General features: G+C 63.0%; 18 protein-coding genes. All 18 read left to right on the top strand.

Going from position 1 to position 16,846, the window contains the following annotated elements:
- Positions 1-6: 6 nt before the first annotated feature.
- Entirely contained in the window at positions 7-675 is a 669-nt protein-coding gene (locus tag VJ651_RS07340; RefSeq protein WP_324106817.1) for an SDR family oxidoreductase, read from the top strand.
- A 49-nt stretch (positions 676-724) separates the two neighbouring features.
- On the top strand, positions 725-1,855 hold the full coding sequence (locus VJ651_RS07335) for an acyl-CoA dehydrogenase family protein (RefSeq protein ID WP_324106816.1): 1,131 nt from the start codon (positions 725-727) through the stop codon (positions 1,853-1,855).
- Positions 1,856-1,875: 20 nt separating this feature from the next.
- Positions 1,876-2,481 carry a 2-hydroxychromene-2-carboxylate isomerase gene (locus tag VJ651_RS07330; protein ID WP_324106815.1) on the top strand — a complete coding sequence of 202 codons (606 nt, stop codon included), beginning with the start codon at positions 1,876-1,878 and terminating at the stop codon, positions 2,479-2,481.
- Positions 2,482-2,497: 16 nt separating this feature from the next.
- The gene (locus VJ651_RS07325; protein WP_324106814.1) at positions 2,498-2,905 is read left to right on the top strand and encodes a rhodanese-like domain-containing protein; all 408 of its coding nucleotides are present in this window, start codon (positions 2,498-2,500) and stop codon (positions 2,903-2,905) included.
- A 151-nt stretch (positions 2,906-3,056) separates the two neighbouring features.
- The gene (locus VJ651_RS07320; RefSeq protein ID WP_324106813.1) at positions 3,057-3,452 is read left to right on the top strand and encodes a YchJ family protein; all 396 of its coding nucleotides are present in this window, start codon (positions 3,057-3,059) and stop codon (positions 3,450-3,452) included.
- Between the two features lie 13 nt (positions 3,453-3,465).
- Positions 3,466-5,160: an AMP-binding protein gene (locus tag VJ651_RS07315; RefSeq protein WP_324106812.1), complete on the top strand. Its 1,695-nt coding sequence runs from the start codon at positions 3,466-3,468 to the stop codon at positions 5,158-5,160.
- A gap of 32 nt (positions 5,161-5,192) precedes the next feature.
- Positions 5,193-6,800 (top strand): carboxyl transferase domain-containing protein, encoded by a 1,608-nt coding sequence (locus VJ651_RS07310; protein WP_324106811.1) that lies wholly within the window; start codon positions 5,193-5,195, stop codon positions 6,798-6,800.
- Positions 6,801-6,802: 2 nt separating this feature from the next.
- Positions 6,803-7,588, top strand: coding sequence for an enoyl-CoA hydratase/isomerase family protein (locus tag VJ651_RS07305; protein ID WP_324106810.1), 786 nt, complete (start codon positions 6,803-6,805; stop codon positions 7,586-7,588).
- 69 nt (positions 7,589-7,657) lie between these two features.
- Complete coding sequence (gene bioA, locus VJ651_RS07300; RefSeq protein WP_324106809.1) at positions 7,658-9,013, top strand: adenosylmethionine--8-amino-7-oxononanoate transaminase; 1,356 nt, start codon at positions 7,658-7,660, stop codon at positions 9,011-9,013.
- A 2-nt stretch (positions 9,014-9,015) separates the two neighbouring features.
- A complete protein-coding gene (gene bioF / locus VJ651_RS07295; protein WP_324106872.1) occupies positions 9,016-10,197 on the top strand; it encodes an 8-amino-7-oxononanoate synthase in 1,182 nt (393 codons plus the stop codon).
- Positions 10,194-10,916, top strand: a complete 723-nt coding sequence (gene bioD, locus VJ651_RS07290) for a dethiobiotin synthase (RefSeq protein WP_324106808.1) — start codon at positions 10,194-10,196, stop codon at positions 10,914-10,916. The genes bioF and bioD overlap by 4 nt, the downstream gene beginning before the upstream one ends.
- Positions 10,917-10,933: 17 nt before the next feature.
- Positions 10,934-11,950 carry a biotin synthase BioB gene (gene bioB, locus VJ651_RS07285; RefSeq protein WP_414691319.1) on the top strand — a complete coding sequence of 339 codons (1,017 nt, stop codon included), beginning with the start codon at positions 10,934-10,936 and terminating at the stop codon, positions 11,948-11,950.
- A gap of 123 nt (positions 11,951-12,073) precedes the next feature.
- The gene (locus VJ651_RS07280; RefSeq protein ID WP_324106807.1) at positions 12,074-14,089 is read left to right on the top strand and encodes an acetyl/propionyl/methylcrotonyl-CoA carboxylase subunit alpha; all 2,016 of its coding nucleotides are present in this window, start codon (positions 12,074-12,076) and stop codon (positions 14,087-14,089) included.
- A gap of 13 nt (positions 14,090-14,102) precedes the next feature.
- Complete coding sequence (locus VJ651_RS07275) at positions 14,103-15,011, top strand: hydroxymethylglutaryl-CoA lyase (protein ID WP_324106806.1); 909 nt, start codon at positions 14,103-14,105, stop codon at positions 15,009-15,011.
- Positions 15,012-15,035: 24 nt separating this feature from the next.
- Entirely contained in the window at positions 15,036-15,626 is a 591-nt protein-coding gene (locus VJ651_RS07270; protein WP_324106805.1) for a uracil-DNA glycosylase family protein, read from the top strand.
- A 6-nt stretch (positions 15,627-15,632) separates the two neighbouring features.
- The gene (locus VJ651_RS07265) at positions 15,633-16,136 is read left to right on the top strand and encodes a YbaK/EbsC family protein (protein ID WP_324106804.1); all 504 of its coding nucleotides are present in this window, start codon (positions 15,633-15,635) and stop codon (positions 16,134-16,136) included.
- Between the two features lie 24 nt (positions 16,137-16,160).
- Positions 16,161-16,595 (top strand): thioesterase family protein, encoded by a 435-nt coding sequence (locus VJ651_RS07260; protein WP_324106803.1) that lies wholly within the window; start codon positions 16,161-16,163, stop codon positions 16,593-16,595.
- Positions 16,595-16,795, top strand: a complete 201-nt coding sequence (locus VJ651_RS07255; RefSeq protein ID WP_324106870.1) for a DUF1289 domain-containing protein — start codon at positions 16,595-16,597, stop codon at positions 16,793-16,795. Before VJ651_RS07260 ends, VJ651_RS07255 begins: the two co-directional genes overlap by 1 nt.
- Positions 16,796-16,846 lie beyond the last annotated feature (51 nt).

The following is a 16,846-nucleotide window of genomic DNA, read 5'->3' as shown; positions in this document are numbered from 1 at the left end:
CTCGTCATGCCTACCGCACTCATTATCGGTGCCTCTCGCGGCATCGGCCACGAATTTGTCCGCCAGCTCCTGGCGGACCGCTGGAAGGTTTTCGCCACTGCACGCGACGACGCGGCGCTGGCGGCATTGCGCGCGGACGGCGCCGAAGCGCTCAAGCTCGACGTCGTCAGCCCTGACTCGCAGGCCGGACTCGGCTGGCAGCTGGACGGCGTGAAGCTCGATCTTGCCGTGTATGTTGCCGGCGTGTTCGGGCCGCGTGACAGCGCGAGCGCTGCGCCGACGCTAAAGGACTTCGACCAGGTGATGCACACCAACGTGCTCGGCGCGATGCAGGCGATTCCGCTGGTGGCGCCGATGGTGGAAGCCGCTGGCGGCAGGTTCGGCTTTCTCAGCAGCGGCATGGGCAGCGTGAGCGGCACGGAGTCGAGCTACGGCTGGCTGTATCGCGCATCGAAGTCGGCCTTGAACATGGTCGTCAAGAGCGCTTCCTTCGACTACCCGAAGGCGACCTTCGTCGCGCTCGATCCGGGCTGGGTGAAGACCGACATGGGCGGGCCGGGCGCGGCGATCACGGCGGAAGAAAGCGTGCGCGGATTGCTGCAGGTGATGGCATCGCTGACGCCGGCCGATACGGGGACATATCGCAGCCGCAGCGGCAAGAGACTCGACTGGTAAACATCGATCGGTGCGCGCGGCGCATCGCCAACAGGGAAAAGAAAACAAGATGGTTCTGTCAGAACAACACGAAATGATCCGCGATGCGCTGCGCAGCTTTGCGCAGGAACGCCTCGCGCCGAATGCCGCGCGCTGGGACAAGGAACATCATTTTCCGAAGGACGAGCTGCAGGGGCTGGCGGCGCTCGGCGCCTTCGGTGTCGCCGTGCCGGAAGAACTCGGCGGCGCGGGGCTCGATTACCTCTCGCTGGCGCTGGTGCTGGAAGAAATCGCAGCCGGCGACGGCGGCACCTCGACCATCATCTCGGTCAACAACTGCCCGGTGTGCAGCATCGCCATGATGTATGCCAACGACGCGCAGAAGGAGCAATGGCTGAAGCCGCTGGCGCGCGGCGAGATGCTGGGCGCGTTCTGCCTGACCGAGCCGCATGTGGGCAGCGACGCCGCCGCCTTGCGCACTACGGCGACCAGGGATGGCGACCACTACGTGTTGAACGGCGTGAAGCAGTTCATCACCAGCGGCAAGTATGCCGATGTCGCGATCGTGATGGCGGTGACGGACAAGGCGGCCGGCAAGCGCGGCATCAGCGCATTCTGGGTCCCGACCGACACACCCGGTTACGTCGTGGCGCGCCTCGAAGAGAAGCTCGGGCAGCACTCCTCCGACACGGCGCAGATCCTGTTCGACAACTGCCGCATTCCGGCGCAGAACCTGATCGGCGACGAAGGGCAGGGCTACAAGATTGCCTTGTCCGGACTGGAAGGCGGTCGCATCGGCATCGCCTCGCAATCGGTGGGCATGGCGCGCGCCGCGTTCGACGCCGCGCTTGCCTACGCCAAGGAACGCACCAGCTTCGGCAAGCCGCTGTTCGAGCACCAGGCGGTGCAGTTCAAGCTGTCCGACATGGCGACGCAAATCGAAGCGGCGCGCCAGTTGATCTGGCATGCGGCCAGCCTCAAGGACGCGGGCCGCGCCTGCCTGAAGGAGGCGGCGATGGCCAAGCTGTTCGCCAGCGAAATGGCCGAGCGCGTCTGTTCCGATGCAATTCAGATCCATGGCGGTTACGGCTATGTCAGCGATTTTCCGGTCGAGCGGATTTATCGCGACGTGCGCGTCTGCCAGATCTACGAAGGCACCAGCGATATCCAGAAGATCCTGATCGGCCGCGCGCTGGCGTGAAATAAAAGACGGAGGAGACCATGAGCAATGCCATCGATTTCTATTTCGATTTTTCATCGCCCTACGGCTATTTCGCATCGACGCGCATCGATCATCTCGCGGCCAGGTACGACCGCAAGGTGAACTGGCATCCGCTGCTGCTGGGTGCGGTGTTCAAGACGACCGGCGGCGTGCCTTTGCCGATGGTGCCCTTGAAGGGGGAATACGCGTATCGCGATTTCGAGCGCAGCGCGCGCTTTTACGGCATTCCGTATCAGCGCCCGCCCGCATTTCCGCTGGCGACGCAGCTGGCCGCGCGCGCCATGCTGTGGGTGCGGCAGGCACACGGCGAGCGCAAGGCAGTCGAGTTCGCGCAGGCGGTGTACCGCGCCTATTTCGTTGACGGCAGCAATATCGCCGATACCGATGCCATCGCAGCGATCGCCGGCAAGACAGGACTGGATACGGCGGCGGTGATCGACGGCGCCAACAGTGCGCCCGTCAAGGAGCAGTTGAAAGCCGATGTCGACGCGGCAATGTCGCGCGGCGTATTCGGCTCGCCCTTCGTGATTGTCGATGGCGAACCGTTCTGGGGCTTCGACCGCTTCGACCAGCTCGAGGCATTTCTAAAGTACGGAAAGATCTGACACCGGAGGAGACATCATGCCAATGAAAAAAGGATACAAGGCGCTCGTCGATGAGGCGATGGCGCAGGTGAAGACCTACAGCGTGGAGCAGGCCAGGGCCAAGCTCGGCGACCCGAACGTGCAGTTCGTCGATGTGCGCGACGTGCGCGAGCTGGAACGCGAAGGCATCGTTCCCGGCGCTTTCTCCGCCCCGCGCGGCATGATCGAATTCTGGGTCGACCCCGATTCGCCGTACTTCAAGCCGGTGTTCGGCGAAAAGAAGGAATTCATCTTCTTCTGCGCCGCCGGCTGGCGCAGCGCGCTCACCACCAAGACCGTGCAGGACATGGGGCTGGAAAACGTCGCACACATCGAAGGCGGCTTCGGCGCATGGAAGGCGGCAGGCGCGCCGGTCGGCGTGAAAGAGAGCAAGGGCCAGCATTGATTCTTGTTTGTTCACGGAAATCACGGAAAAGTTCAAGGACTCATCTGACCGGTCTTGGTTTCACAAATACCCCTCATCGGAAAAAGAAATTCATTGGTTTTCTTTCCGTGTTTTTCGTGATTTCCGTGGACAAGCATTTTCAAAAGAACTCATGACACGCATTTCCAAGCCGACCCCGTGCCCCTGTGGCGGCAATCACTACGCGCAGTGCTGCGGGCGTTTCATCGACCAGGGTGACATCCCGCAAACCGCCGAGCAGCTGATGCGTTCGCGTTACACCGCCTACACCTTGCACAACGAGGATTATGTGAAATCGACCTGGCATGCAAGCACGCGGCCGGCCGAGGCGGTGGCGCAGGACGAAGACACGAAATGGCTGGGTCTGGAAGTGCGCAAGCATGTTCCGGCGGGTGATGCCGCGACGGTCGAATTCGTGGCGCGCTACAAGATCGGCGGTCGCGCGCACCGCTTGCACGAAACCAGTCGCTTCGTGCGCGAAGAGGGCCGGTGGTATTACGTCGATGGCAGTTTTTTTACAACAAAATGACTGGAGAGAGTAAATGGCGCAGTTGGTTACAAGCTACGACCGGGGCAGTCAGGAGTCGCCGTTGATCGAACAGACGATCGGCGATTTCTTCGATGCCACGGTCAGCCGTTTTCCCGAGAACGAAGCACTGGTGTCCTGCCATCAGCAGCTTCGCTATACCTATCGCGAGCTGCAGCAGGAGTCCAACCGACTGGCCAGCGCGCTGCTCGGCCTGGGACTGCAGCCGGGCGACCGTGTCGGCATCTGGTCGCACAACAACGCCCAATGGCTGATGGCCCAGATTGCGACGGCGAAGGCCGGCATCATTCTGGTCAACATCAATCCGGCCTACCGGATCGCGGAGCTCGAATACGCGTTGAACAAGGTTGATTGCAAGGCCTTGATCACGATGACGACCTTCAAGACCAGCGATTACCTCGAGATGATCCGCGCCGTTGCGCCGGAAATCGATAACGCCACGCCGGGCAGGCTGAGCGCGGCACGCGCGCCATCCTTGAAAACGGTGATACAGCTCGGTGAAGAACAGGTGCCGGGCATGATGCGTTTTTCCGACCTGATGGCGACCGGCGATCCCGCCGATCCTCGTCTTGCGCAGATCGGTGCGACACTGAAGAACACCGACCCGATCAACATTCAATTCACCAGCGGTACCACCGGCTTCCCCAAGGGGGCGACGCTGACCCATCGCAATGTGCTGAACAACGGCTTCTTCATCGGCGAGGCGATGCGCCTCACGCCGGCTGACCGCTTGTGCATCCCGGTGCCGCTCTACCATTGCTTCGGCATGGTGCTCGGCAACCTGGCCTGCCTGACGCACAGCGCCACCATCGTCTATCCGAACGACGCTTTCGATCCGCTGCTGGTCCTGCAGGCGGTACAGCAGGAGCGTTGCACCGGCCTGCACGGCGTGCCGACCATGTTCATCGCGGAACTCGATCATCCGCGCTTCAAGGAGTTCGACCTGTCGACGCTGCGCACCGGCATCATGGCTGGCTCGCCTTGCCCGATCGAAGTGATGAAACGCGTGGTCAGCGACATGCACTTGAGCGAAATCACGATCGCCTACGGCATGACGGAAACCAGCCCGGTCAGTTGCCAGAGCACGACCGATACGCCGCTCGAAAAGCGTGTGTCCACGGTCGGCAAGACGCAGCCGCACCTGGAGGTAAAGATCGTCGATCCCGACACCGGCAAGACGGTGCCGGTCGGCACCTCCGGCGAGCTGTGCACGCGCGGCTATTCGGTGATGCACGGCTACTGGGGCGATCCGGAAAAGACCGCCGAAGCCATCGATGCCGAAGGCTGGATGCATACCGGCGACCTCGCGGTGATGGATGCGGAAGGCTACGTCAATATTTCGGGCCGCATCAAGGACATGGTCATTCGCGGCGGCGAAAACATTTACCCGCGCGAGATCGAGGAATTCCTGTATCGCCATCCCGGCGTGCAGGACGTGCAGGTGGTCGGCGTGCCCGACAAGAAGTACGGCGAGGAATTGTGCGCGTGGATCATTCCGCGCGCCGGTGCGACCGTGAATGAAGAGAGCATTCGCGAATTCTGCAAGGGTCAGATTGCGCACTACAAGGTGCCGCGCTACATCCGTTTCGTCGACGCCTTCCCGATGACCATCACCGGCAAGGTGCAGAAATTCAAGATGCGCGAACTGATGAAGCAAGAGCTGCAGCTGGATGAAGAAAAGACCGCGTAAGCGCGCGGAAAATCACAACAAAGGATGTTGAAATGTCGCATTTAGAAAGCAAACTCAATCCGCGCAGCGAAGAGTTCAAGGACAATTCCGCGGCGATGCAGGCGCTGGTCGACGACCTGAAGGAAAAGGTCACCAGGATCGCGCTGGGCGGCGGCGAAGAGGCGCGCAAGAAGCATACGTCGCGCGGCAAGCTGCTGCCGCGCGACCGCGTGCAGATGCTGCTCGATCCGGGCACACCCTTCCTGGAATTCTCGCAGCTCGCCGCCTACGACATGTATCACAATGCGGCGCCCGCGGCCGGCATCATCACCGGCATCGGGCGCGTGGCCGGGCAGGAATGCGTGATCGTCTGCAACGACGCCACCGTCAAGGGCGGCACCTATTATCCGATCACGGTGAAGAAGCATCTGCGCGCGCAGGAGATCGCCGACCAGAACAACCTGCCGTGCATCTACCTGGTCGACTCCGGCGGCGCCAATCTGCCGAACCAGGATGACGTGTTCCCCGACCGCGACCACTTCGGCCGCATCTTCTACAACCAGGCCAACCTGTCGGCCAAGGGCATTCCGCAGATCGCCGTGGTGATGGGTTCCTGCACGGCAGGCGGCGCGTATGTGCCGGCGATGAGCGACGAATCGATCATCGTGAAGGAGCAGGGCACGATTTTCCTCGGCGGCCCGCCGCTGGTGAAGGCCGCGACCGGCGAAGTGGTGAGCGCAGAAGACCTCGGCGGCGGCGACGTGCATACGCGCCTGTCCGGCGTGGTCGACCATCTGGCGCAGAACGACATGCATGCGCTCGCACTGGCGCGCAAGATCGTCTCCAACCTGAATCGCCAGAAGCCGCAGCAGATGGTGCTGCGCGAGCCGGTCGCGCCGAAGTACGACGCGCGCGAACTGTACGGCGTGATCCCGACCGACACGCGCAAGCCCTTCGACGTGCGCGAAGTCATTGCGCGCATCGTCGACGGCAGCGAATTCGACGAATTCAAGGCGCGCTACGGCACCACGCTGGTGTGCGGCTTTGCGCACATCTTCGGCATGCCGGTCGGCATCATCGCCAACAACGGCATCCTGTTTTCCGAATCGGCATTGAAGGGTTCGCACTTCATCGAGCTGTGCTGCCAGCGCAAGATCCCGCTGGTGTTTCTGCAGAACATCACCGGCTTCATGGTCGGCCGCAAATATGAAAATGAAGGCATCGCGCGCAATGGCGCGAAGATGGTGACCGCCGTCTCGACCGCTTCGGTGCCGAAATTCACCGTGATCATCGGCGGCAGCTTCGGCGCCGGCAATTACGGCATGTGCGGACGCGGTTTTTCCCCGCGCATGTTGTGGATGTGGCCGAACGCCCGCATCTCCGTGATGGGCGGCGAGCAGGCGGCCAGCGTGCTGGCGACCGTCAAGCGCGACGGCATCGAAGGCAAGGGCGGCACCTGGTCGGCGCAGGAGGAAGAGGCATTCAAGGCGCCGATCCGCGAGCAGTATGAGCATCAGGGCCATCCGTACTACGCGTCAGCACGCCTGTGGGACGACGGTGTGATCGATCCGGCGGATACGCGCATGGTGCTGGGACTGGGATTGAGCGCATCGCTGAACGCGCCGATTCCGGACACGAAGTTCGGCGTATTCAGGATGTAATCATGTCTTACCAAACACTCACTGTCGCCATGGAAGGCCGCGTCGCCACGGTCACCCTCAACCGCCCCGAGGTGCGCAACGCGTTCAACGAAACCACCATCGCCGAAATCACGCAGGCCTTCCGCGAACTTGGACAGAACGAGGCCATGCGCGCCATCGTGCTCGCCGCCAGCGGCCCGGCATTCTGCGCCGGCGCCGATCTCAACTGGATGAAGAAAATGGCCGGGTATACGTACGAGGAAAACCGTGCGGATGCGATGCAATTGGCCGAGATGCTGCGAACGATCTATGCCTGCCCGAAACCGGTAGTGGCAAAAGTGCAAGGGGATTGCTACGCCGGCGGCATGGGCCTGGTCGCTGCATGCGATATCGCGATTTGCAATGAGGCAACTAATTTTTGTCTGAGCGAGGCAAAACTGGGCCTTATTCCTGCGACAATCTCGCCTTACGTCATCAAGGCCATGGGCGAAAACGCCGCCCGCCGGTATTTCCTCACGGCGGAACGCTTTTCCGCGCAGGAAGCGATGCGCATCGGTTTCGTGCATGCGGTGGTATCCGCCGATGCGCTCGACGCATCCACCGCGGACATCGTGAAGGCTTTGGTGTCCAACAGTCCGAATGCGGTGAAGGACGCCAAGCGTCTGGTGCAGGATGTGGCGGGACAGCCGTTGACTGAATCATTGATCGCGGATACGGCAACGCGCATCGCCGACATCCGCAGTTCCGAGGAAGGCAAGGAAGGCGTGCGCTCGTTTCTGGAGAAGCGCAAGCCGAACTGGCTGACTTAGGAAGAACGCGTTCCTTCCTCCTGCGCGAGGAAGGAACGGGAAGTGAACGGAACAGTTTTGGAGCAGTATTTGAACGCAAGTCTGAAAACCCACCGTGCCGCAACCGACCAGGTCGCACGCAGCCTCAAGAGCGTCTGGCATCCGTGCACGCAGATGCAGCACCACGAAACGGTGCCGCTGGTGCCGGTCAACCACGGGCGCGGCGCATGGCTGTACGACACGGATGGCAAGCGCTATCTGGATGCGATCAGTTCATGGTGGGTCAACCTGTTCGGCCATGCCAACCCGCGCATCAACGCCGCGCTCAAGGAGCAGCTCGATACGCTGGAGCACGCCATGCTGGCCGGCTTCACGCATGAACCGGTGATCGCCCTGTCGGAACAATTGTCGGCGCGCACCAATCATGTGCTCGGCCATTGTTTCTATGCATCCGATGGCGCATCGGCGACCGAGATCGCGCTGAAGATGAGTTTCCATTACTGGCGCAATACCGGCCATGCCGACAAGCGCGAGTTCGTGTGCCTGCAGGGCAGCTATCATGGCGAAACGGTCGGCGCGCTGGCGGTGACCGACGTGCAATTGTTCCGCGATGCCTACGGCCCCTTGCTGCAGCAAGCGCATGTGGTGATGTCGCCCGATGCGCGTGCCGCCGAGCAGGGCGAGACGCCGGCCGATGTCGCGCGTCGCGCAGCGAAGGCATTCGAAACGTTGCTGCAGGAGCGCAGCAGGCATATCGCCGCCATCATCATCGAACCGCTGGTGCAATGCGCCGCCGGCATGGCGATGTACGATCCGGTCTACCTCGGCGAAGTACGCGCCCTGTGCGACCGCTACCAGGTGCATCTGATCGCCGATGAGATCGCGGTCGGCTGCGGTCGCACCGGCACCTTCTTCGCCTGCGAGCAGGGAAATATCTGGCCCGATTTTGTCTGCCTGTCGAAAGGCATCAGCGGCGGCTACCTGCCCTTGTCGCTGGTGATGACGCGCGATGAAATCTACCAAGCTTTCTATGATGCCGATGTGCGGCGCGGTTTCCTGCATTCGCATTCCTACACCGGCAATCCGCTCGCCTGCCGCGCCGCGCTGGCGACGCTGGCGATCTTCGACGACGACGATGTGCTCAAGCGCAATCGTGAACGCGCCGCGCGCATGACCGAAGCGCTGACGCCGCTCGCCGAACATCCGCGCGTGAAGAATTTCCGCCAGCGCGGCATGATCTGGGCGTTTGATGCGGTGATCGACGACGTGGCCGCCGCAAGCAGCTTCTCGCGCCGCTTCTTCACCGAAGCACTGAATAACGAATTGCTGATGCGCCCGATCGGACGCACTGTCTACCTGATGCCGCCCTACATCCTCGACGACGAGGAAATCGCCGGCCTCGCATCCCGCACGCAAGCCGTGTTCGACAAAGTGATCGGAGCATGAACATGGAACTGCTGGTGACACTTGAACGCGAACTGCAGCATCTGGATGCGCAAAGCCTGCGCCGCCGCCTGCGCATCGCGGAGACGCCCTGCGCGCCGCATGTGAAGGTCGACGGCCGCGACATGCTGGCCTTCTGCAGCAACGACTATCTCGGCCTGGCCGCGCATCCGCGCCTGGTCGAAGCCTTGCAGGAAGGCGCCGCGCGTTACGGCGTCGGCAGCGGGGCATCGCATCTGATCAGCGGCCACTCGCGCGCGCATGCGCAGCTGGAAGAGCGCTTCGCCGAATTCCTGTCGCCGCATCTGGAATCGCCGCGCGCGCTGTATTTCTGCACCGGCTACATGGCCAACCTGTCGATCATCAGTGCGCTCGGCGGACGCGATGCGGAAATCTTTTCGGAAGCGTTGAACCATGCCTCGCTGATCGACGGCGCGCGCTTGTCACGCGCGCAAGTGAAGGTCTATCCGCACGGCGACACCGATGCGCTGGAAAGCATGCTCAAGCAGAGCAAGGCGAAGAACAAGCTGGTCGTCACCGACAGCGTGTTCAGCATGGATGGCGATCTCGCGCCGCTGCCGGCCGTGCTCTCCCTGTGCGAACAGTACGGCGCCTGGCTGGTGGTTGACGACGCGCACGGTTTCGGTGTGCTCGGCGCCAACGGGCGCGGCGCGCTGGAGCATTTCGAGCTGCGTTCGCCTTACCTCATCTACATGGGTACGCTCGGCAAGGCGGCCGGCGTCGGCGGCGCATTCGTCGCCGCGCACGAGACCGTGATCGAGTGGCTGGTGCAGCGCGCCCGTCCTTACATCTACACGACCGCGGCGGCACCCGCGCTGGCGCATGCTTTGATGGCCAGCATGGATATCATCGCCGGGGACGAGGGCGCGGCGCGGCGCGCGCATCTGAAGGCGCTGATCGAACAACTGCGCGGCGCGCTGAACCTGCAGCGCTGGGAATTGGTCCCTTCGCAAACCGCGATCCAGCCGATCATCATCGGCGCCAATGACGAAACCATGCGCGCCGCGACCGCGCTGTACGGGCAGGGCTTCTGGGTGCCGGGCATCCGCCCGCCAACCGTTCCGCCCGACACCGCGCGCCTGCGCGTGACCTTGTCGGCGGCGCATAACGCCCGCGACGTGGCGGAACTGGCCAGCGCGATCAATCTACTGGAGGCATTTGCATGAGTGCTTCAATCGCTTATTTCGTGACGGGCACCGACACCGAAATCGGCAAGACGCTGGTGTCGAGTACCTTGTTGTACGCACTGACGCAGCAGGGTTTGCGCGCTGCCGGCATGAAGCCGGTTGCCGCGGGCGCGGAACTGCGCGACGGCGCCTTGCATAACGAGGACGCCGACCTGCTGGCGGCGGCGTCCAGCGTCGCGCTGCCCACCGAACTGACCACGCCTTATCTGCTGCGTGAACCCGCGGCGCCGCATATCGCCGCAGCACAGGAAGGCGTCGCCATCGACCTGCGGCATATCCATGCTTGTTATGACCGCATTGCGGCGGCGGCCGATGCGGTGGTGGTCGAAGGCGTCGGCGGCTTCCGCGTGCCCTTGTCCGACAGCTGCGACACCGCCGACCTGGCGCAGCAGCTCGCCCTGCCGGTGATCCTGGTGGTCGGCCTGCGGCTGGGCTGTCTGAATCATGCGCTGCTGACCGCCGAGGCGATCGCGGCGCGCGGCCTGAAGCTGGCCGGCTGGGTCGGCAATGTGGTCGACCTAGAGATGCGCTACGGCATGGATAATCTCGAAGCCTTGGCGGCTCGCCTGCCGGCGCCTTCGCTCGGCTGCATTCCCCGCATGGCTGCGGCGTCGCCCTCGGCGGCGGCGGATCATCTCGATTTTTCAAGTTTGCCGGGCTGGCCGCAAGGCCGGCCGGTTTGTCCCGTTTCAAATTAGTGCAAAGGAAGTGATTCATGTCGCAAACGATTACGTTCCACGAAGTCTCGACCCCCGCCGCGCGCAAGGCCATGGTGGCGCAGCGCTGGCCGGTCGATAAGGTGCTGGAACTGTTCAACCTGCCGTTCAACGACTTGCTGTTCCGCGCACAGCAGGTGCATCGCGAAAACTTCGATCCGCAGGAAATCGAACTGGCGACGCTGCTGTCGATCAAGACCGGCGGCTGCCCCGAGGATTGCGGCTACTGCCCGCAGGCCGCGCGCTACGACACCGGCGTGAAGGCGCAGAAGATGCTCGAACTGGAAACGGTGCTCGCCGCCGCGCGCAAGGCGAAGGAACATGGCGCCACCCGCTTCTGCATGGGTGCCGCCTGGCGCAGTCCGAAGGATCGCGATCTGGAACATGTCGAAGCAATGGTGCGCGGCGTCAAGGAACTCGGCATGGAAGCCTGCGCCACGCTGGGCATGCTGGAAGACGGACAGGCCGAGAGGCTGAAGGAAGCCGGCCTCGATTACTACAACCACAACCTCGACACCGCGCCGGAGTTCTACAACAACATCATCCACACGCGCGACTATGAAAACCGCCTCGACACGCTGGACAAGGTGCGCAATGCCGGCATCAAGGTCTGCTGCGGCGGCATCGTCGGCATGGGCGAATCGCGCCGCCAGCGCGCCGGCCTGATCGCGCAGCTCGCCAATCTCGATCCCTATCCGGATTCGGTGCCGATTAACAACCTGGTGCAGGTGGAAGGCACACCGCTGCATGGCGCCGAGCCGATCGACCCGCTGGAATTCGTGCGCACCGTCGCGGTGGCACGCATCACGATGCCGACCGCGCGCGTACGCATGTCGGCCGGTCGTCGCGAGATGGGCGAGTCGGTGCAGGCCTTGTGCTTCCTGGCGGGCGCGAATTCGATTTTCTACGGCGACAAGCTGCTCACCACCGGCAACCCGGATGCGGATGCCGACAGCGCACTGCTGGAGAAGCTGGGCATGCACGCCAAGCACGTGACGCAGGAAGTGAAATGCTGATTTAGTCATCAAGAACATTCCCTCCCCTTCAGGGCGAGGGATGGCAGGGAAGATTTACCACCAATAAAACAACCCGTCGCCTGCCTTGGCTGCCCGCCGGGGCAAGCGCTCAAAGGAGCAAGCGTGTTCACCAAAATCCTGATTGCAAACCGCGGCGAGATCGCTTGCCGTGTTGCCGCAACCGCACATCGTCTGGGCGTCAAAACCGTCGCGGTGTATTCGGAAGCGGACGCCAACGCCAAGCATGTTGCCGTATGCGATGAATCCGTACTGATCGGGCCGGCGCCCGCGAAGGAAAGCTACCTGCGCGCAGACAAGATCATCGAAGTCGCGCTTGCCACCGGCGCACAGGCGATCCACCCCGGCTACGGCTTCCTGTCCGAGAACGAGGAGTTCGCGGAAGCCTGTGCCAAGGCCGGCCTGGTCTTCATCGGCCCGCCGGCCTCGGCGATCCGTGCGATGGGTTCCAAGTCCGCGGCGAAGGCGCTGATGGAAAAGGCGGACGTGCCGCTGGTGCCCGGCTATCACGGCGACCGCCAGGAAGCCGACTTCCTGCAGGAGCAGGCCGACAAGATCGGCTATCCGGTGCTGCTGAAAGCCAGCGCGGGCGGTGGCGGCAAGGGCATGCGCATCGTCGAGAAGAGTGCCGACTTCAAGGCCGCGCTCGACTCCTGCAAGCGCGAAGCGATCAACAGCTTCGGCGACGACAAGGTGCTGGTCGAAAAATATCTGACGCGTCCGCGCCACATTGAGATCCAGGTGTTCGCCGACACCAAGGGCGATTGCGTCTACCTGTTCGAGCGCGACTGCTCGGTGCAGCGGCGCCATCAGAAAGTGCTGGAAGAAGCGCCCGCGCCGGGCATGACGCCCGAGCGGCGCAACGCGATGGGCGAAGCCGCGGTCGCCGCGGCCAAGGCAGTCGGCTATGTCGGTGCCGGCACGGTCGAGTTCATCGCCAACCAGGACGGCTCCTTCTACTTCATGGAAATGAACACCCGCCTGCAGGTCGAGCATCCGGTGACGGAAATGATCACCGGCCTCGACCTGGTGGAATGGCAGTTGCGCGTCGCCTCGGGCGAAGCGCTGCCGAAGAAGCAGGACGAACTGAAGATCCACGGACATGCGCTGGAAGCGCGCATCTATGCGGAGAATCCGGAGAAAGGCTTCCTGCCGTCGATCGGCACGCTGCGTCACATGCGCACGCCGCAGGCGGTGAGCTTCGAACTCGGCAAGGGCAGCATCGCCACCGAGCCGGCCGCGGTGCGCATCGACTCCGGCGTGCGCGAGGGCGATGCGATTTCGCCGTTCTACGACCCGATGATCGCCAAGCTCATCGTCTGGGGCAAGGACCGCGCGGAAGCGCTGGGCCACATGGCGCAGGCCTTGTCGGAATACCAGATCGTCGGCCTCGCCACCAACGTCGCTTTCCTGAAACGCCTAGTGGAAAGCCAGCCGTTCTCCCACGCCGACCTCGACACCGGCTTGATCGAACGCCATCACGCGGCCTTGTTCCCGCCGACGCAGCCGGTTGCCGTGCAGGTGCTCGCACTCGCGGCAGCAGCACTCCTCAGCTCGGAGCGGAGTGCCGACGCCGCCGCCAACGATCCCTGGGCCGACACCAGCGGATGGCGCATGAACGGCACGCTGTTGCGGCAGCTGGACTTTGCCGACGAAGCAAGCGCTTACCCAGTAGCGGTCGGATATCGTGACGCGGGCTGGTCGGTGACGCTGGGCGCGCACTCTTCCGCCATGACCCTGGTCGAGCGCAAGGGCGATCATCTGGTCATCAAGCTCGACGGCACGACGGTGCGCGGCACCGTGGTGCGCGACGGCGAGATGTTCCATGTATTCACCGGCGGCGCGCATTTCCCGCTGAACTACAACGATCCGCTGGCGCACGCCGGCGAAGCGGAAGCCGAAGGCGGTCGCCTCACCGCGCCGATGCCGGGCAAGATCGTCGCGGTGCTGGTCGACAAGGGTCGGAGCGTCGAAAAGGGCGAGCCGCTGCTGATCATGGAAGCGATGAAGATGGAACACACCATTGCCGCGCCGGCAAACGGCACGGTGGAAGACCTGCTGTATGCAGTCGGTGACCAGGTGAGCGAGGGTGCGCAGCTGCTCGCCTTCAAGGCCGCCTGACAAGGAGATGCACATGGGATTGCCGAACAAGGTAAAGATCGTCGAGGTCGGTCCGCGCGACGGCCTTCAGAATGAAAAGGAAACCATTTCCGCCGACGTCAAGGTGGAGCTGGTCGACCGCCTGACCGATGCCGGTTTCGTCAACATCGAAGCCGCGTCCTTCGTCTCGCCGAAATGGGTGCCGCAGATGGCCACCTCGGCGGAAGTGATGGCACGCATCAGGCGCAAGCCGGGCGTCATCTATTCCGTGCTGACGCCGAACATGAAAGGCTTTGAAGCGGCACTCGCGGCGAAAGCCGATGAAGTGGTGATCTTCGGCGCGGCGTCGGAAGCGTTCTCGCAGAAGAACATCAACTGTTCAATCGCGGAATCCATCGAACGCTTCCGCGAAGTGGCGGAAGCCGCCAAGCGGAACAAGATCCGCCTGCGCGGCAGCATCAGCTGTTCCTTCGGCTGCCCCTACCAGGGCGATGTCTCGCCGGAAAGTGTGGCCGATGTGGTGCGCCGCCTGCGCGAGCTGGGCTGTGATGAAATCGACATCGCCGACACCATCGGCGTGGGCACGCCGAAAAAGGTGCAGGCCGTGATGGAGCGGGCCGTGAAGGAATTCCCGATCGCGCAGCTGTCCGGTCATTTCCACGACACCTACGGCCAGGCATTGGCGAATATCTATGCCAGCATGGAAGTCGGCATCGCGACTTTCCATTCCTCGGTCGCGGGACTGGGCGGTTGCCCCTATGCCAAGGGCGCAACCGGCAATGTCTCGACGGAAGACGTGCTGTACATGATGAACGGTCTCGGCGTCGACACCGGCATCGACCTCGACAAGGTGGTCGATGCGGGGCAGTTCATCTCGCAGCATCTCGGACGCAAGGCGGTCAGCCGTGCCGGCAATGCGATTGCCGCCAAGCGCGCAGGATAGGAAAGTACAGGGAATACCGCGAAGGTGAGTCATCGCAAGTTACCGTCGCTGCTGACGGAAATCCGTGCCTGCCGGCTATGCGAGCTGCATTTGCCGCATGGTCCGCGTCCGGTGGTGCAGGCGGGCGCGAGTGCGCGCCTGCTGATCGTCGGACAGGCGCCCGGCAGGCGCGTGCATGACACCGGCATCCCGTGGAATGATCCTTCCGGCGACCGGTTGCGCGACTGGCTCGGCCTGTCGCGCGAGGTGTTCTACGATGCGCAGCAGGTCGCGATCGTGCCGACCGCATTCTGCTACCCCGGCAAGGGCAAGAGCGGCGATCTTCCGCCGCGCCCGGAATGCGCGCCGGCCTGGCATCCGCGCCTGCTGAAGGCGATGCCGAACTTGCAACTGACGTTGCTGATCGGCCGTTATGCACAAGAGTTCTATTTGCGCGAAAATGGCAAGCCGACCCTGACCGAGACGGTCGCGGCCTGGGAGGAATATCTGCCGCGCTATTTTCCGCTGCCGCATCCGAGTCCGCGCAACCAGTCCTGGTGGAAGAAAAACCCCTGGTTCGAACGCGACTTGCTGCCTGAATTGCGCCGCCGCGTCGCCCTGCTGATCACGGATTGAAACCCCATGCACGATTCAACACAAGAAAAACTGCCCGACACCGCGCAACGCGTGGCCGACCTGCTGCGCGCGATCGGCCATGACAAGCCGGTCGTGATGCTGCCTGAAACCGGCAAGACCTCTGCCGAAGCCGCCGCCGGACTTGGTTGCAGCGTTGCCGAAATCGCCAAGTCCATCGTCTTCCGCCGCCTGTCCGACGACGCGGCGGTGATGGTGGTGGCCAGCGGCGCCAACCGCGTGGATGAAAAGAAGGTTGCGGCGATCGTCGGTGCGCTCGGCAAGGCCGATGCGAAATTCGTCAAGGAACGCATCGGCTACGCGATCGGCGGCGTCTGTCCGATCGGGCATCTGCAGAAGACCGTGATGCTGGTCGATGAAGATCTGCTCAAGCTCGACAGCGTCTGGGCCGCGGCCGGACATCCGCACGCGGTATTCAACCTGACGCCGCAGCAGTTGGTGAAGATGACGGGTGCGCCGGTGGCCGACGTGGCACTGAAAACGACCGCCTGAAAAGAAACACGAGAAGGAGACAAGATGAGCCCGGATCTCAAACCAGGTATCGCATTTGAATGGACCTATGTCGTGCCGGAGCGCTCGACCGTGCCGCAGCTCTATCACGACACCGCGTTCTGCCGCGACATGCCGGACGTGCTCGCGACCGGCTATATGGTCGGCCTGATGGAGCTGGCCTGCACCAACGGCATCATGCCCTACGTCGACTGGCCGCGCGAGCAGAGTGTCGGCGTGCATGTGAATTTCTCGCACCTCGCGGCGACGCCACCAGGGATGAGCTTGCAGATCCGCGGCAAGGTGACTGCCGTCGAGGGGCGCCGCGTCAAATTCTGGGTCGAGGCCTGGGACGGCGTGGACAAGATCACTGAAGGCGAGCATGAACGCATGATCATCCTGCCCGAGAAATTCAACGCCAGGCTGGATGAGAAAAAGGCCAGGGCGAGCGCCGTCGCGTGATGATCGATTTCGACCCGGCCACCGATACCGGCAAGGTGCCTTCGCCCTGCATCAGCATCTGCAGAATGGATCCGCAGACCGGCCTGTGCGAGGGATGCTTGCGCAGCATCGACGAGATCGCCGCGTGGAGCACTGCATCGGAAGAGGTGAAGCGGCAAGTGTGGGTGGAGATCAGAAGGCGGCGCGAAGCATTGTTCTGAATCCATCGAGAAGATGCGCGATGCAATTTGAATACCGAAAGGCAGGCAAGC

The sequence above is a fragment of the Noviherbaspirillum sp. genome (genome assembly GCF_035254865.1).
Lineage (GTDB): Bacteria > Pseudomonadota > Gammaproteobacteria > Burkholderiales > Burkholderiaceae_D > Noviherbaspirillum.
The sequence above is the reverse complement of the archived record's forward strand: the minus strand, read 5'-3'. Positions and strand labels throughout refer to the sequence as shown.

Bases quoted from the DNA above. Each gene is read 5' to 3' on its own strand.
- bioF (WP_324106872.1), top strand. From the start codon at position 9,016: ATGGAACTGCTGGTGACACTTGAACGCGAACTGCAGCATCTGGATGCG.
- VJ651_RS07330 (WP_324106815.1), top strand. From the start codon at position 1,876: ATGAGCAATGCCATCGATTTCTATTTCGATTTTTCATCGCCCTACGGC.
- VJ651_RS07340 (WP_324106817.1), top strand. From the start codon at position 7: ATGCCTACCGCACTCATTATCGGTGCCTCTCGCGGCATCGGCCACGAA.
- VJ651_RS07335 (WP_324106816.1), top strand. From the start codon at position 725: ATGGTTCTGTCAGAACAACACGAAATGATCCGCGATGCGCTGCGCAGC.
- VJ651_RS07305 (WP_324106810.1), top strand. From the start codon at position 6,803: ATGTCTTACCAAACACTCACTGTCGCCATGGAAGGCCGCGTCGCCACG.
- VJ651_RS07265 (WP_324106804.1), top strand. From the start codon at position 15,633: ATGCACGATTCAACACAAGAAAAACTGCCCGACACCGCGCAACGCGTG.
- VJ651_RS07315 (WP_324106812.1), top strand. From the start codon at position 3,466: ATGGCGCAGTTGGTTACAAGCTACGACCGGGGCAGTCAGGAGTCGCCG.
- VJ651_RS07320 (WP_324106813.1), top strand. From the start codon at position 3,057: ATGACACGCATTTCCAAGCCGACCCCGTGCCCCTGTGGCGGCAATCAC.
- VJ651_RS07310 (WP_324106811.1), top strand. From the start codon at position 5,193: ATGTCGCATTTAGAAAGCAAACTCAATCCGCGCAGCGAAGAGTTCAAG.
- VJ651_RS07255 (WP_324106870.1), top strand. From the start codon at position 16,595: ATGATCGATTTCGACCCGGCCACCGATACCGGCAAGGTGCCTTCGCCC.
- VJ651_RS07275 (WP_324106806.1), top strand. From the start codon at position 14,103: ATGGGATTGCCGAACAAGGTAAAGATCGTCGAGGTCGGTCCGCGCGAC.
- VJ651_RS07325 (WP_324106814.1), top strand. From the start codon at position 2,498: ATGCCAATGAAAAAAGGATACAAGGCGCTCGTCGATGAGGCGATGGCG.
- bioB (WP_414691319.1), top strand. From the start codon at position 10,934: ATGTCGCAAACGATTACGTTCCACGAAGTCTCGACCCCCGCCGCGCGC.
- bioD (WP_324106808.1), top strand. From the start codon at position 10,194: ATGAGTGCTTCAATCGCTTATTTCGTGACGGGCACCGACACCGAAATC.
- VJ651_RS07260 (WP_324106803.1), top strand. From the start codon at position 16,161: ATGAGCCCGGATCTCAAACCAGGTATCGCATTTGAATGGACCTATGTC.